This window comes from Amycolatopsis kentuckyensis (assembly GCF_002155975.1).
Lineage (GTDB): Bacteria > Actinomycetota > Actinomycetes > Mycobacteriales > Pseudonocardiaceae > Amycolatopsis > Amycolatopsis kentuckyensis.
Genome location: NZ_MUMI01000460.1, coordinates 1 through 13,523 on the forward strand (window position 1 = coordinate 1; position 13,523 = coordinate 13,523).

Sequence of the window (13,523 nt, forward strand, 5' to 3'; positions counted from 1 at the left end):
GTCGAGGCGCGGCCCGGCTGCTGATGGCCGGGACGCGCCTCGACCTCGGGCGGATGGCCGCCGAACTCGGGATCTCGCGCACCACCTTCTTCCGCCGCGTCGGCAACCGCGACGACCTGATGGGCGCCGGGCTGCGGCTGCTGTCCGACCGGACCTGGCAGCGGGCGCTCGACGGCTGGCGCGCCGAACACGGCGACGCGGTCCGCACCCCGGACGGCCGGCTGCGCTGCCTGTGGGTCATGGAGGCCTACCGCCGCGAAGTCGCCGGCAGCGAGGGCATGCGCAAGCTCATCGAGGCGGAGTCGGCGGTCGCCCTGCGCGTGCTCACCGACCCGCGCGGCGCCGTGCAGCCCGGGCTGGTCGACGCGCACGTCGAGCTGTTCCGGGCCGACGCCGACGCCGCCGGGCTGGCCCCGCTGGTCGGGCTGCCGGACCTGGCCTTCGCGGTGGTCCGGCTCGGCGAGTCGTTCCTCTACTCCGACGTCCTGGCCGCCCGCTCGGTGGACCTGACCGTCGCGACGACGCTGGTCGACACCCTCGTGCGCGGCGCCCTGGACGCGGCGCGCGTCCACTGAGCGACCGCACAGTTCGTCAGACCACTCCCCCGTTCGGAGGATGTGGAACATTTCGCCAAGGTGTTTCATAGGCGACGGGAAAGCGGTTACCCCGCACCCCGCCCGCGGCACGCCTTTCCGTTGCCGTGCACCAGTTCTGCCGATCCGCCCGTCTGTGTCCGGGCGTGCTTTCGCCTGCCCGGGGAAAGAGAGCGATCCATGTCCGCACCCACCAGCCCGCCGACGACGTCCGGCTTGGGTGAGAAAATTTCCCGCCGACGCGGGTGGCGCGCCAAGGCCGCCGGCGTCGTGCTGGCCGCCCTGGCGCTGACCACCGCGGTCGCCGCGCCGGCACCCGCCGCCGCGAACCCCTACGAGCGGGGCCCCGACCCGACCGACTCCAGCATCGAGGCCACCCGCGGTTCGTTCGCGACCAGCACCGACACGGTCTCGCGGCTGGCCGTCTCCGGCTTCGGCGGCGGCACCATCTACTACCCGACGACCACGACCGCCGGCACGTTCGGCGCGATCTCCATCGCCCCCGGCTTCACCGCCACCCAGTCGAGCATCGCCTGGCTGGGCCCGCGCCTGGCGTCGCAGGGCTTCGTGGTGTTCACCATCGACACCCTGACCACCTCCGACCAGCCCGACAGCCGCGGCCGGCAGCTGCTGGCCTCGCTGGACTACCTGACCCAGCAAAGCAGCGTCCGGTCGCGGATCGACAGCAGCCGGCTCGGCGTCGTCGGCCACTCCATGGGCGGTGGCGGCACGCTCGAAGCGGCGCGCTCCCGGCCGTCGCTGCAGGCCGCGGTGCCGCTGACCGGCTGGAACCTGACCAAGAACTGGTCGACGCTGCGGGTGCCGACGCTCGTCGTCGGGGCGCAGTCCGACACCATCGCGCCGGTGGCGTCGCACTCGATCCCGTTCTACACCAGCCTTCCGTCCACCCTGGACCGCGCGTACCTCGAACTGCGCGGCGCCAGCCACTTCGCGCCCAACTCGTCGAACACGACGATCGCGAAGTACACCCTGTCCTGGCTCAAGCGGTTCATCGACAACGACACGCGCTACGAACAGTTCCTCTGCCCGATCCCGAGCACCAGCCTGTCCATTTCGGACTACCGCGGCAACTGCCCGCACAACGGCTAGACCCCGGGCACGCCGAGGGTGACGACGATCTTGCCCTTGGCGTGCCCCGCTTCGGAATACGCGAACGCGGCACGCAGGTCGTCGAACGGGTAGCTCCGGCCGACGACCGGCGTGACCGCGCCGCGCTCCACGAAACCGGTGAGCTCACGGAGGGCCGCCGCCTTGTCCCGGCAGGCCACGGCCTCCGCGAGCACCACGCGCCGCCGCGCCGGCAGACCGGAAGCGAGGGCCGCGAAGACGTGCCCCGCGGGTTGCACCCACCGCCCGGCCGGGCCGCCGACGGCGACGAAGGTGCCGCCCGGCACCAGCACCCGCCGGCACGCGAACACCGAGCGGCTGCCGGCGATGTCCAGCACGACGTCGTACCGGCGGTCGCCGCGGGTGAAGTCCTCCGCCCGGTGGTCGAAGACGTGCTCGGCGCCCAAACCGCGCACCAGCTCCGCGTTGGCCGCGCCGCAGACCGCGTCGACCCGCGCCCCGAGCGCCTTGGCCAGCTGGACGGCGAAGGTGCCGACCCCACCGGAAGCGCCGTTGACCAGCACCCGCTGCCCGGCGGCCACTCCCCGCAACGCCACGAGCGCGGTGACGGCCGCCATCGGCATCGCCGCCGCCTGCTCGTGGGTCAGGTTCGACGGCATCGGCGCCAGCAGGTCTTCGGGCACGCAGACGTATTCGGCGTGAGCACCCCGCGGCAGGAGCGCGTAGACGTCGTCGCCGGGCGCGAACCGGGTCCCGGCGGTCTCGACCCGGCCGGCCAGGTCGCACCCGAGAACCCCGGCCGGTGGGCGCCGCAGGCCGAAACCCCCGGTCATCAGGCGGGCCACGTACGGCTCGCCTCTCATGAAGTGCCAGTCGTACGGGTTGACCGAAGTGGCGTGCACCCGGACCAGCACCTCGCCGGCGCCGGGGACCGGCTCGGGCACGTCTTCCCAGGTCAAGCTGTCCGGCGGACCGTACGCGCGCTGAACCAGAGCCTTCACGGCGTCTCCCTTACGTTGTAAGTCGTACGTTGTAAGGTAGCTCCGTGCAGCACCGCAGGTCAAGGAGGCCTTACGTTGTACGATCCGATCCATGACCACCGAGGCCCGGATCCCGCTGAGCCGGGAACGCGTGCTGCGGGCGGCCGTCGCGCTCGCCGACGAGCACGGCCTGCGCGCGGTGACCATGCGCCGGCTCGCCGAGGACCTCGGCGCCGAGGCGATGTCGCTCTACTACCACGTGGCCAAGAAGGAAGACGTGCTCGACGGGATCGTCGAGGTGGTCGCCGAGGAGATCAACGACGTGGTGGCCCGCGTGGAACCCGGCCCGGACTGGAAGCGGACGGCCCGGCGGCGCATCCTCGCGGCTCGGCAGGTCTTCCTCCGCCACCGCTGGGCCCCGGGCCTGTTCGGCACGCGCTCGGCGACGAGCATCGCGGTGCTGAAGTACTACGACAGCCTGGTCGCCCTGATGCGCGAAGGCGGGTTCTCGCACGACCGGATCCACCACGCGCTGCACGCACTGGGCAGCCGCGCGCTGGGGTTCAGCCAGGAGCTGTTCGACCCGAACGCCGGGGCGTCGGCCGAGGTACCGGCGGAACTGGCCGCGCAGCTGCCGAACCTGGTGGGAATGCTGGCCGAAATCGCCCACGACGACCCGGATTCGACCCTGGGCTGGTGCGACGACCAGGCGGAGTTCGAGTTCGGCCTGGACCTCATCCTCGACGGCCTCGACCGGCTGCGGTAGCCCACCAGCTGGGACACCGCGCCCACCGGGGCAGAATCGAAGCTGTGTCACGACCACTGCGGAAGCTCGGCTTCCTGACCATCGGCCTGTTCGACGCGGCCGACCCGCGCCGGGGCCACGAGTCGACGCTGGAGATCATCGAACTGGGCGAACGGCTCGGGTTCGACAGCGCCTGGCTGCGCCACCGGCACCTGCAGTACGGCATTTCGTCACCGGTCGCCGTGCTGGCCGCCGCGTCGCAGCGGACCAGCCGGATCGAGCTCGGCACCGCGGTGATCCCGCTCGGCTGGGAGAACCCGCTGCGGCTGGCCGAGGACCTCGCCACCGTCGACCTGCTCTCCGGCGGGCGGCTCAACCCGGGCCTCAGCGTCGGGCCGCCGATGCGCTGGGACGAGGTCAAGCACGCCCTCTACCCGGACACCGCGGACGTCGAGGACTTCTCCTACGACCGCGTCCGGCGGCTGCTGGACTTCGTGCGCGGCGAGCCGGCCACCGGGTTCAGCGGCACCGAAGGGTTCGAGGTCTTCTCGGACCGCGTCCAGCCGCAGGCGCCCGGCCTCGGCGACCGTCTCTGGTACGGCGGCGCGAGCCTGCGTTCGGCGGAGTGGGCGGGCAAGCACCGGATGAACTTCCTGACCAGCAGCGTGGTCAAGGCCGAAGGCGAGAGCGCCGACTTCGCCGAAATCCAGCTCTCGCACATCCGGACGTTCCGCGAGCACCACCCCGCCGGCCGCATTTCGCAGGGCCTGGTCGTGATCCCGACCGACCGCGCGACGCCGGAACAGCGGGCGAAGTACGAGGCCTACGCCGAAAAACGGCTGCCACGCACGGCCGAGCCCCAGGGGCCGGCGCGGATGCTGTTCTCCCCCGACTTCGTCGGCACGTCCGCCGAAATCGCCGAGCGGCTGCACGAACACGCGGCGTTCCGCGAGATCGACGAGGTGGCTTTCGCCCTGCCGTTCACCTTCGAGCACGAAGACTACGTGCAGATCCTCACCGACATCGCGGAACGCCTCGCCCCCCTGCTGGGACGCTGATTACTGGTTGGTGCCCGGCGTCAGCACCTTGTCGATCACGAAGACCGTGGCGTTCTTCGTGGGGATGTTGCCGCACAGGACCTTCGCGCCGTTGATCGTCATGTTCTCGCCCGAGCCCTCGATCTTCACCGGCCCGCCGGCGGTGTTGAGCGTGTCGACCGAACCGGCCGTGGCGAGGCCCTTGGCGTCGTAGCGCTTGCCCACGACGTGGTACTGCAGGATCGGCGCCAGCTCGGCGGGCTTGCCGGCCAGCTCGTTGAACTTGGCGTCACCCAGCGCGGCGAACGCCGGGTCGGCCGGCGCGAAGACCGTGATGGCCTCCTGGCTGTTCAGCGTGTCGACCAGGTTGGTGGCCTTGACGGCCGCCACCAGCTTGGTCAGCAGCGGGTTGGTCGACGCGGCCGAGGCGACCGGCTGCGGGCCCATCGAGTCCAGCGAACCGGGCGCGGACCCCTGCGGCAGCTGCGAACAGGCCGGGCCGAAGACGTCGGCGTTGGTGGTGACGCCGTTGCCGGCACCGGACGCCATGCTGGACGACGGGGCGGGCACCGACGACGACGGGGCCATCGAGCTGCTGGAACTACCCGACGAAGCGGTGTCGCTACCGCTGCACGCGGTCAGCGAAAGCGCGGCGACGGCGGTGAAGCCGATTCCGGCGACACGAAGCTTGGTCACGAAAATCACTCCAATTAGCGGCTGAGAATTACTTCTTGCCCTTGATTCGAACCTGCGGGAAAACCGGATTGGCCCCATTCGGGTGATGTGGGTCACCGCGCCGTGAAGGCGATGCTGTGCCATCCGGTCGCCCCGTCGGGGACGGTTCCGGCGCGCATTTCCGTCTGCGTGTACCCGCTTTTGTCGGTCGCCCGGCAGACGACCTGGTGCCCGCCGGGCGCGAGCTCGAACTCCGCCCACCACATGCGCCAGGTGTCCGGGTTGACCTCCTGCGAAAGCATGGCTTCCCGCCAGGGGCCGTTGTCCATGCGCAGTTCGACCTTGGCGATCCCGGTGTGCTGCGCCCAGGCGATCCCGGCGACCCGCACCTTCCCGGAAGAAACGGTTTCAAACCCCTTCGGCGTATCGATGCGCGATTGTGTCTTGATCGGCGCCTCTTGCCCCCACCCGCGCTTCAGCCAATACGCCTGCCGGGCTCCCCAGGTCGTGACTTCGAGGTCGGTCACCCATTTCGTGGCCGACACGTACCCGTACAAGCCGGGAATGACGAGCCGGGCCGGGAAACCGTGCTCGATCGGCAGTGGCTCGCCGTTCATCCCGATGGCGAGCATGGCGCCGCGCGCCCGGTCCAGCGCCGCGGCGATCGGGCTGCCGGACGTCCAGCCGTCCACACTGGACGAATACAGCTGCTCGGCCCCGGGCCGCACCCCGGCCTCCTCGAGCAGGTCGGCCAGGTCGACGCCGACGAAGTTCGCGGTGGAGACGTAGGTGCCGCCGACCTCGTTGGACACGCAGGTCATGGTGATCGTGCGTTCCACCAGCGGCCGGTTCCGGATGTCGCCGTAGCGGTACCGGACTTCGCGGTCGACCAGGCCGTGCAGCCGCAGGCTCCAGTCCTCGGCCCGCACCTGCGGCACGGTCAGCGCGGTGTCCACCCGGTAGAAGCGGTCGTTGCGGGTCAGGAACGTCGGCGTGCCCAGCTTCGCGAAGTCGGCGTCGGCCGGGATCATCGGCGCGGTGCGGGCCGGGACGAGCCGCCCGACGGCTTCGCGCGACGCCGCAGCGTCCCGGCGGCCGGCGAGCAGCTGCCCGCCGAGGCCGGCGACCCCGGCCCCGGCGACGACTCCGGCGCTCGCCAGCAGCACCGTCCGGCGCGAGGCGTCGGGGGCGACGTCGAGCCGGTGCAGGAAGGCGAACGTGGCCACCCCGGTGACCAGGCTCGCCAGCGGCGCGAGCAGCGCGACCGCGTCGAGGTCGGGCCGCGCGTACACCGCGACGAGACCGACGAGCCCGACCCCGGTGATCACCACCAGCCCCGGCACCGGCGTCCGGCGGGACAGCAGGCCCGCCCCCGCCGCGACGGCCACCATGACGACGGCCATCCCGGACAGCAGCACGAGCTTGTCGTAGGTGCCGAAGGTGCGGACGGCGAAGTCCTTCAGCCACACCGGGGTCAGGTCGATGGCCCCGTTGCCGACGGCCAGGTACGGCGACGCGTTGACGCCGACGAACCCGGCGACCAGGTGACCGGCCGCCAGTGCCGCGGCGAGCGCCAGGACACCCAGCGCCGCCGCCACCCCTCGGCGCAGGTGGGGTTCGGGCGTGCTCATTGCTGCTCCCATCGTCGGGTCACGCGAGGTCGATCCGGCTGACCGCCGGTGTCGTCGGGCCCGGCGAACCACCCGCGGGCTCGACCGTGATCCCGATGCGGTCGACGCCCGGCGGCAGGTCGGCCAGCATCGGGCGCATCCGGCCCGGGGATTCCGGCTGCATCAGCCCGGCCGACCGCGCGCCACCGCCACCGATCAGCCACACCTGGTAGACGTGCCCGGCGTCGAGCGCGGGCAGGTCCGAGGCGAGCAGCACGGCCTGGTTCCGGCTGCGGGACACGACGAGCGTGGCGTGGCCCTGGCCGACGCCCTGCACCGCGGCCGCGTCCGGCGCGGACAGCACCGAGTCGACCGGCGCCGGTGTCGTGACGACGCCGAAGACGACCGCCACCACGGCCGCCGCCGCGGCGCCGAAGAGCGCGAAGCGCACTTGCCACGTCTTGGCCCGGCTCAACCGCCGCACCACCGGCACCCTCGGCGGCAGCTGGCGGGTGCGGGCCACGTCGGCGAGCACCACCAGCTTCAGCGACGGCGGCGGGTCCACCGCGGCCGCCACGCCCAGCCGCGCGCCGGTCGCCCGCAGCTCCGCCACCTCCTGGCGGCAGGCGTCGCACTCGCCGAGGTGGCGCTCGAACTCGGCGCGGTCCACATCGGACACGGCGTCCAGGGCGTACGCCCCGGTCAGCATGTGCAGCTCGGCGGTCATCGGTCCACCCCCAGGCAATCGCGCAGGCGGATCAGGCCGTCGCGGATGCGGGTCTTGACCGTGCCCGGCGCGACCTTCAGCACCTCGGCGACCTCGGGGTAGGTGTAGCCGTTGTAGTACGCCAGCACGATCGACTCGCGCTGCAGGTCGGTCAGCGCGGCCAGGCACTGCCGCACCCGCTGCTGCTCCAGACCGGCCAAAGTGGACTCGGTGACCTCGTCGAACGGCCGCCGCACGTCCATCAGCCCGGCCCGCGCCTCCCGGTCGACGCCGGCCTGGTGCGAGCGCACGCGGTCCACGGCCCGGCGGTGGGCGATGGTCAGCACCCACGACAGCGCGCTGCCGCGCTCCGGCTCGTACCTCGTGGCCTTGCGCCACACCTCCACCAGCACCTCCTGCGCCACCTCCTCGGCCTGCGCGTGACTGCGCAGGACGCGCGTCGCCAGGCCGAGCACCGGACCGGCGACGAGGTCGTAGAGCGACGCGAACGCCGTCTCGTCACCCGCCGCCACCCGTGCGAGCAGCTCTTCGGCGCTCGACGCGGGCACCGGCACCTCGTCCGGTTGCAGCCGCAACCGCCCACGCTCACCCATCCCGGCACCCTCCAGTCACCCCTGACTTGCCGGTGGTTCGCGGCTGGAAGGCGGCCCGGACTGGTGCCCGGTGGCCTTTCCCACCCGGACGGCGCAAATCCGGCGCGGGGACCCATCCGGTGGCCGCGCGGCTCCGAATCCAAGGTGCGGGAGGGTTCAGTCACCGTCGATCACAGTCAGTGAGATGGTTGCCCGTTCGGCCACGCCGACGGTGACCTCGGACACTTCTTGATCACCCTCGCGTGTGAAAGTTTTTCGGATCGCTGGGCGTTGAACTCACCATGGGTTATCCCTGGAACAAGACCGACCCGACCGACGAGTAGCAAAGGGGCCGAAATGGCCGACCCGCACACCGTGACCAGCGCCCGCATCGACTTCGCTCTCCGCACCTTCGGGGCCGGACCGCGACCGGTGCCGGCCGAGCTGGAGTACGACACCCGCGACCCGTACGCGGTCGCCGTGGTGCTGCACGCCGGCCCGAGCGCGGTCCGGTGGCTCTTCGGCCGCGACCTCCTGTCCGACGGCCTGCTCGCCCGCTGCGGCGACGGCGACGTGCGCATCGGCCCGGCCGCCGACCCCGCGCTCGTCGTCGTGGAGCTGACCTCGCCCGACGGCGCCGCGGTGCTCGAAGCGCCCGCCAAGGAGATCGCGGCCTTCCTCGACCGCACCTACGACGTCATCCCGGCCGGCGGCGAGACCGGCTGGTTCGACTTCGACGAGGAACTGGCGAAGCTTTCCTACCAGGACTGAGTACCGTCCCGGGGTGAGCTTCTTCCTGACGAAGGTCCTCGCCGCGCTCGACGACGGCGGTGATCGCCCCCTCTTCATCCAGGACGGCGTCACCACCTACCACCAGGCCCGCGACCGGCTGCGCCGCCTCCACGGCGGCCTGGGCGGCACCGGGACCGTCGCCATCGACCTGCGCAACCGGCCCGAGACGGTCCTCGTCCAGCTGGCCGCCCTCCTGCGCGGCGCGACCGCGCTCATGGTCCCGGCCTCGGCGCCGACGCGCGACCGGCTCGCCGCGGCGACCGGCGCCACCGTCGTCACCGACCGCCCGCACGCCTGGCCCGCGGGTGACGTCCGCACCCTCGACGACCTCGACGGCGAGCCCGAGCCGCTGCACCCGCCGGAAACCGTCCGCCTGCTCTTCCCCACCGGCGGTACCACCGGCACCCCGAAGCTGATCCGCCACAGCGGCATCTACGACGGCATGGCGTACCTCTTCACGCCGTCACCGGACGGCCCGGGCCGCACGCTGCTGGTCGCCCCGATGACGCACATGACCGGCAACGCGACCGTCCTCGGCACGCTGCTGCGGCAGGACACCCTCGTCATCCACGACGGTTTCGACGCGGAAGCGGTCCTCGGCGCGATCGAGGAACACCGCATCGACACGCTCTCCCTGACGCCGCCGCGGCTGGCCGCCGTCCTGGACCACCCGGCCCGGAAGAGCACGGACCTCAGCAGTGTCCGCTCGCTCTCCCTCGGTGCCGCGCCGCTGCCGCCGCACCGGCTCGCGCAGGCCCTCGACGTCTTCGGCCCGGTCGTCGGGCAGGGCTACGGCCTCACCGAGGCGCCGATGATCGCGAGCATCTCCGCGGCCGAGCTGATCGACCGGCCCGAGCGGCTCGGTTCGGTCGGCCGGATCGTGCCGGGCATGGAGGCGCGCATCACCGCGGACGGCGAGGTCGAGGTCCGCGGGCTGTCCATGATGGACGGTTATCTCGGCGGCCCGGAGATCGGCGCGGGCTGGCTGCGCACCGGCGACCTCGGCCGCTTCGACGACGAGGGTTACCTCTACCTGCTCGACCGCGCCGACGACATCGCCGTGGTCGGCGAGCACGGCACGAAGGTCCCCACGACCGTCGTCGAGCACGCGCTGGAGACGCACCCGGCGGTGCGGAGCGCGGCCGTCTTCGGCCGCGGCGATCGGCTGCACGCCGTCGTGGTCGCCTCCGGCGCAGTGACCGAAGCCGATCTCAAAGCCCACGCGCAGGACGCCTTCGGCCAGGAGCACTACGTCCCGGCGGCCGTGGACTTCGTCGACGCGCTGCCGCTCACCGACGTGGGCAAGGTGGACAAGCGCGCCCTCGTTCAGCTCGTGACGGCCCCGTAGGACGACGACCGCACCAGTTTCACGTACTTGCCGAGCACCCCTTCCGGGAACTTGGTCGGCAGCGGCTCCCAGCCTTCGCGGCGACGGGCCAGCTCGGCGGCGTCGACCAGCAGGTCGATGCTGCGCGCCTTGATGTCGACGGCGATCCGGTCGCCGGTGCGGACGAAGGCGATCGGCCCGCCGTCGACCGCCTCCGGCGCCACGTGCCCGATGCACAGGCCGGTGGTACCGCCGGAGAACCGGCCGTCGGTCAGCAGCAGGACGTCGCGGCCCAGTCCGGCGCCCTTGATCGCCGCGGTGATCGCCAGCATCTCCCGCATGCCCGGCCCGCCCTTGGGGCCTTCGTAGCGGATGACGACGACGTCGCCGGCCTCGATCCGGCCCTCGTTCAGCGCCGCCATCGCCTCCTGCTCGCGCTCGAACACGCGCGCCGGGCCTTCGAAGTTGGCGGTGTCGAAGCCCGCGGACTTCACGACCGCGCCCTCGGGAGCGAGTGAGCCGCGCAGGATGGTGATCCCGCCGGTCGGGTGCAGCGGGTTGTCGAGGGGGCGCAGGACTTCGCCGTCGATCGGGTCCGGGTCCAGCTCGGCGAGGTTCTCGGCCACCGTGCGGCCGGTGACGGTGAGCGCGTCGCCGTGGAGCAGCCCCTCGTCCAGCAGGGCCTTCATCAGCACCGGGATGCCGCCGTGGCGGTCGATGTCCTGCATGACGTACTTGCCGAACGGCTTCAGGTCGCCCAGGTGCGGGACGCGGTCGCCGACCCGGTTGAAGTCGTCCAGGGTCAGCTCGACCTTCGCCTCGTGCGCGATGGCCAGCAGGTGCAGCACCGCATTGGTCGACCCACCCAGGGCCATGACCACGGTGATGGCGTTCTCGAACGCCTCCCGGGTGAGGATGTCGCGCGCGGTGATGCCGCGCTCGAGCAGGCCGACGACGGCTTCCCCGGAAAGGTGGGCGTAGTGGTCGCGGCGGCGGTCCGCGGACGGCGGCGCGGCCGACCCCGGCATGCTCATCCCCATGGCTTCCGCGGCCGACGCCATCGTGTTCGCCGTGTACATCCCGCCGCAGGCGCCTTCGCCCGGGCAGATGGCACGCTCGATCCGGTCCAGGTCAGCGGTCCCGAGCCGGCCCGCCCGGCACGCGCCGACCGCCTCGAAGGCGTCGATGATGCTGACGTCCTTCTCGGTGCCGTCGGTGAGCTTCACCCAGCCCGGGGCGATCGTGCCCGCGTAGAGGAACACCGAGGCCAGGTCCAGGCGCGCGGCCGCCATCAGCATGCCCGGCAGCGACTTGTCGCAGCCGGCCAGCAGGATCGAGCCGTCGAGCCGCTCGGCCTGCATGACCGTCTCGACCGAGTCGGCGATGACCTCGCGGGAGACCAGCGAGAAGTGCATGCCGTCGTGGCCCATGGAGATGCCGTCGGACACCGAGATGGTGCCGAACTGCAGCGGGTAGCCGCCGGCCGCGTGCACGCCTTCCTTCGACGCCTGGGCCAGCCGGTCCAGGGACAGGTTGCACGGCGTGATCTCGTTCCACGAGCTGGCGACGCCGATGATCGGTTTCTTCCAGTCACCATCGCCCATCCCGACCGCGCGCAGCATGCCTCTGGCGGGCGCGGCCTCGATCCCGTCGGTCACCGTGCGGCTGCGGGGCTTCGGGTCGATCGTCATCGCGGGCCTCCGATACGACATTCGGGCGCTGGTCACGTTACCAGCGCCCGCGCGGTCCGCTGGCCGGAACGAAGTCCTACCGTGCTCGCGGGGAGCGGCGAAAACTCGGCGGCATGATCGCCACAGTGGTGTGGGGCACGGGCAACGTCGGCCGTGCGGCAATCCGGGCCGTCGACGCCCACCCGGCGCTGAAGCTCACCGCGGTGCTCGTCCACGACCCGGCGAAGGTCGGCAAGGACGCCGGCGAGCTGGCCGGAACCGATGCCCTGGGGGTCGCCGCGACGGACGACATCGACGCCGTCCTGGCCGCGAGTCCGCGCGCGGTCGTGTACGCCGCTTCGGGCGATGTCCGGTTCGACGACGCGCTCGCCGACATCGTGCGCGCGGTCCGGGCGGGCGCGGTCGTCGTGACACCGGCCCTGTACCCCCTCTACGACCAGCGGAACGCGCCCCCGGAGCTGCGGGATCCCGTGCTGGCGGCGATCGCCGGCGGCGGCGGTTCGCTGTTCGTCTCCGGCGTCGACCCCGGCTGGGGCAACGACGTGCTGCCACTGCTGATCAGCGGGCTCGGCACGGACGTCGACGTTGTCCGCTGCCAGGAGATCTTCGACTACTCGACGTACGAGCAGCCCGACTCCGTCCGGTACCTGGTCGGGATGGGCCAGCCGATGGACTACGACCCGCCGATGCTGATGGCCGGCGTGCCGTCGATGGTGTGGGGCGGGCAGGTCCGGCTGATCGCGCGCGGCCTCGGCGTCGAGGTGACCGAGCTGCGCGAGACCCTGGACCGGCGTCCGCTGGACGAGACCGTGACCACGCGGACGATGGGCGAGTTCGAAAAGGGCACCCAGGGCGCGGTGCGGTTCGAGGTGCAGGGCATCGTCGGCGGCGAGCCGCGGATCGTCATCGAACACGTCACGCGCATCCATCCGTCGTGCGCGCCGGACTGGCCCACGCCGCCCAGCGGCGACGGCGCCCACCGCGTGATCATCGAAGGCCGGCCGCGCATCGAAGTCACCGTCGAGGCGACCGACGAAGGCGAAAACCGGTCGGCGGGCGGGAACGCCACGGCCGTCGGCCGCCTGGTCGGCGCGATCGACTGGCTGGCCGCGGCGGAACCCGGCCTCTACGACGCACTCGACGTCCCGCTGCGCCCGGCGGCGGGCAAGCTCGGAAGGAGCCGCTCGTGAACATCGACATCCCCGCGGGCAAGGACCCGATCGGGTACGTCTGGGGTGAAATGGTGCCCGGCATCGGGATCGCCGCGTCGAAGTTCTCGCTGGCGGTGTACGAGCACACGACGCTGGGGCTGCGGGAGTTCGAGGCCGCGCGGCTGCGGATCGCCCAGCTCAACGGCTGCGTCTTCTGCCTCGACTGGCGCACCGAGCGCGACGGGCAGAAGGTCGAGGAGGAGTTCGCCGACGCCGTCCTCGAGTGGCGCACGACGGACCGCTTCGACGACCGCACGCGGCTCGCGGCGGAGTACGCCGAGCGGTACACCTTGGACCACCACAACCTCGACGACGAGTTCTGGAAGCGGATGTCCGCTTCCTACAGCCAGCAGGAAATCGTCGAGCTGAGCATGAGCCTCGGCGCGTGGCTGGCCTTCGGACGGCTGAACCACGTCCTCGGCCTCGACACGGCCTGCGTACTGCCGTCACACCGGTAGTGAGGGGCGGGGGCGG

General features: G+C 72.0%; 14 protein-coding genes. 8 read left to right on the forward strand and 6 right to left on the reverse strand.

The features are described 5' to 3' along the window. On the forward strand, positions 1-575 hold a 575-nt coding region (locus CCN39_RS36765; protein ID WP_143264284.1), incomplete at its 5' end, for a QsdR family transcriptional regulator. Positions 576-773: 198 nt separating this feature from the next. Beyond that, entirely contained in the window at positions 774-1,703 is a 930-nt protein-coding gene (gene bdeA / locus CCN39_RS36770; protein WP_086849962.1) for a bis(hydroxyethyl) terephthalate hydrolase, read from the forward strand. Here the strand turns inward: bdeA and CCN39_RS36775 are convergent. Continuing rightward, complete coding sequence (locus CCN39_RS36775) at positions 1,700-2,683, reverse strand: NAD(P)-dependent alcohol dehydrogenase (RefSeq protein ID WP_086849964.1); 984 nt, start codon at positions 2,681-2,683, stop codon at positions 1,700-1,702. The genes bdeA and CCN39_RS36775 overlap by 4 nt on opposite strands. 91 nt (positions 2,684-2,774) lie before the next feature. Here CCN39_RS36775 and CCN39_RS36780 point away from each other — a divergent pair, with 91 nt between their 5' ends. Both CCN39_RS36780 and CCN39_RS36785 read left to right on the forward strand, forming a co-directional pair. Continuing rightward, entirely contained in the window at positions 2,775-3,428 is a 654-nt protein-coding gene (locus CCN39_RS36780; protein WP_086849966.1) for a TetR/AcrR family transcriptional regulator C-terminal domain-containing protein, read from the forward strand. Between the two features lie 44 nt (positions 3,429-3,472). Then, positions 3,473-4,465 (forward strand): LLM class flavin-dependent oxidoreductase, encoded by a 993-nt coding sequence (locus CCN39_RS36785; RefSeq protein WP_086849968.1) that lies wholly within the window; start codon positions 3,473-3,475, stop codon positions 4,463-4,465. Here CCN39_RS36785 and CCN39_RS36790 read toward each other — a convergent pair whose 3' ends face one another. The 4 genes from CCN39_RS36790 to sigK all read right to left on the reverse strand — a co-directional run bounded on the left by CCN39_RS36790 (position 4,466) and on the right by sigK (position 8,049). Further along, a complete protein-coding gene (locus tag CCN39_RS36790) occupies positions 4,466-5,140 on the reverse strand; it encodes a fasciclin domain-containing protein (RefSeq protein ID WP_086849987.1) in 675 nt (224 codons plus the stop codon). Positions 5,141-5,232: 92 nt separating this feature from the next. After that, entirely contained in the window at positions 5,233-6,750 is a 1,518-nt protein-coding gene (locus tag CCN39_RS36795) for a molybdopterin-dependent oxidoreductase (RefSeq protein WP_086849970.1), read from the reverse strand. A gap of 19 nt (positions 6,751-6,769) precedes the next feature. After that, positions 6,770-7,456 (reverse strand): anti-sigma factor, encoded by a 687-nt coding sequence (locus CCN39_RS36800; protein WP_086849972.1) that lies wholly within the window; start codon positions 7,454-7,456, stop codon positions 6,770-6,772. Next, a complete protein-coding gene (gene sigK, locus CCN39_RS36805) occupies positions 7,453-8,049 on the reverse strand; it encodes an ECF RNA polymerase sigma factor SigK (protein ID WP_167455291.1) in 597 nt (198 codons plus the stop codon). Before sigK ends, CCN39_RS36800 begins: the two co-directional genes overlap by 4 nt. Before the next feature lie 336 nt (positions 8,050-8,385). Here sigK and CCN39_RS36810 point away from each other — a divergent pair, with 336 nt between their 5' ends. Beyond that, complete coding sequence (locus CCN39_RS36810) at positions 8,386-8,799, forward strand: SsgA family sporulation/cell division regulator (RefSeq protein WP_086849975.1); 414 nt, start codon at positions 8,386-8,388, stop codon at positions 8,797-8,799. 13 nt (positions 8,800-8,812) lie between these two features. Continuing rightward, entirely contained in the window at positions 8,813-10,168 is a 1,356-nt protein-coding gene (locus tag CCN39_RS36815) for a class I adenylate-forming enzyme family protein (protein WP_086849977.1), read from the forward strand. Here the strand turns inward: CCN39_RS36815 and ilvD are convergent. After that, on the reverse strand, positions 10,147-11,838 hold the full coding sequence (gene ilvD, locus CCN39_RS36820) for a dihydroxy-acid dehydratase (RefSeq protein ID WP_086849979.1): 1,692 nt from the start codon (positions 11,836-11,838) through the stop codon (positions 10,147-10,149). The genes CCN39_RS36815 and ilvD overlap by 22 nt on opposite strands. Positions 11,839-11,951: 113 nt before the next feature. Between ilvD and CCN39_RS36825 the strand changes: the two genes are divergently transcribed. Both CCN39_RS36825 and CCN39_RS36830 read left to right on the forward strand, forming a co-directional pair. Further along, positions 11,952-13,028, forward strand: a complete 1,077-nt coding sequence (locus CCN39_RS36825; protein WP_086849981.1) for an NAD(P)H-dependent amine dehydrogenase family protein — start codon at positions 11,952-11,954, stop codon at positions 13,026-13,028. Further along, positions 13,025-13,507 carry a carboxymuconolactone decarboxylase family protein gene (locus tag CCN39_RS36830; RefSeq protein ID WP_086849983.1) on the forward strand — a complete coding sequence of 161 codons (483 nt, stop codon included), beginning with the start codon at positions 13,025-13,027 and terminating at the stop codon, positions 13,505-13,507. The genes CCN39_RS36825 and CCN39_RS36830 overlap by 4 nt, the downstream gene beginning before the upstream one ends. The last annotated feature ends 16 nt before the right edge of the window (positions 13,508-13,523 follow it).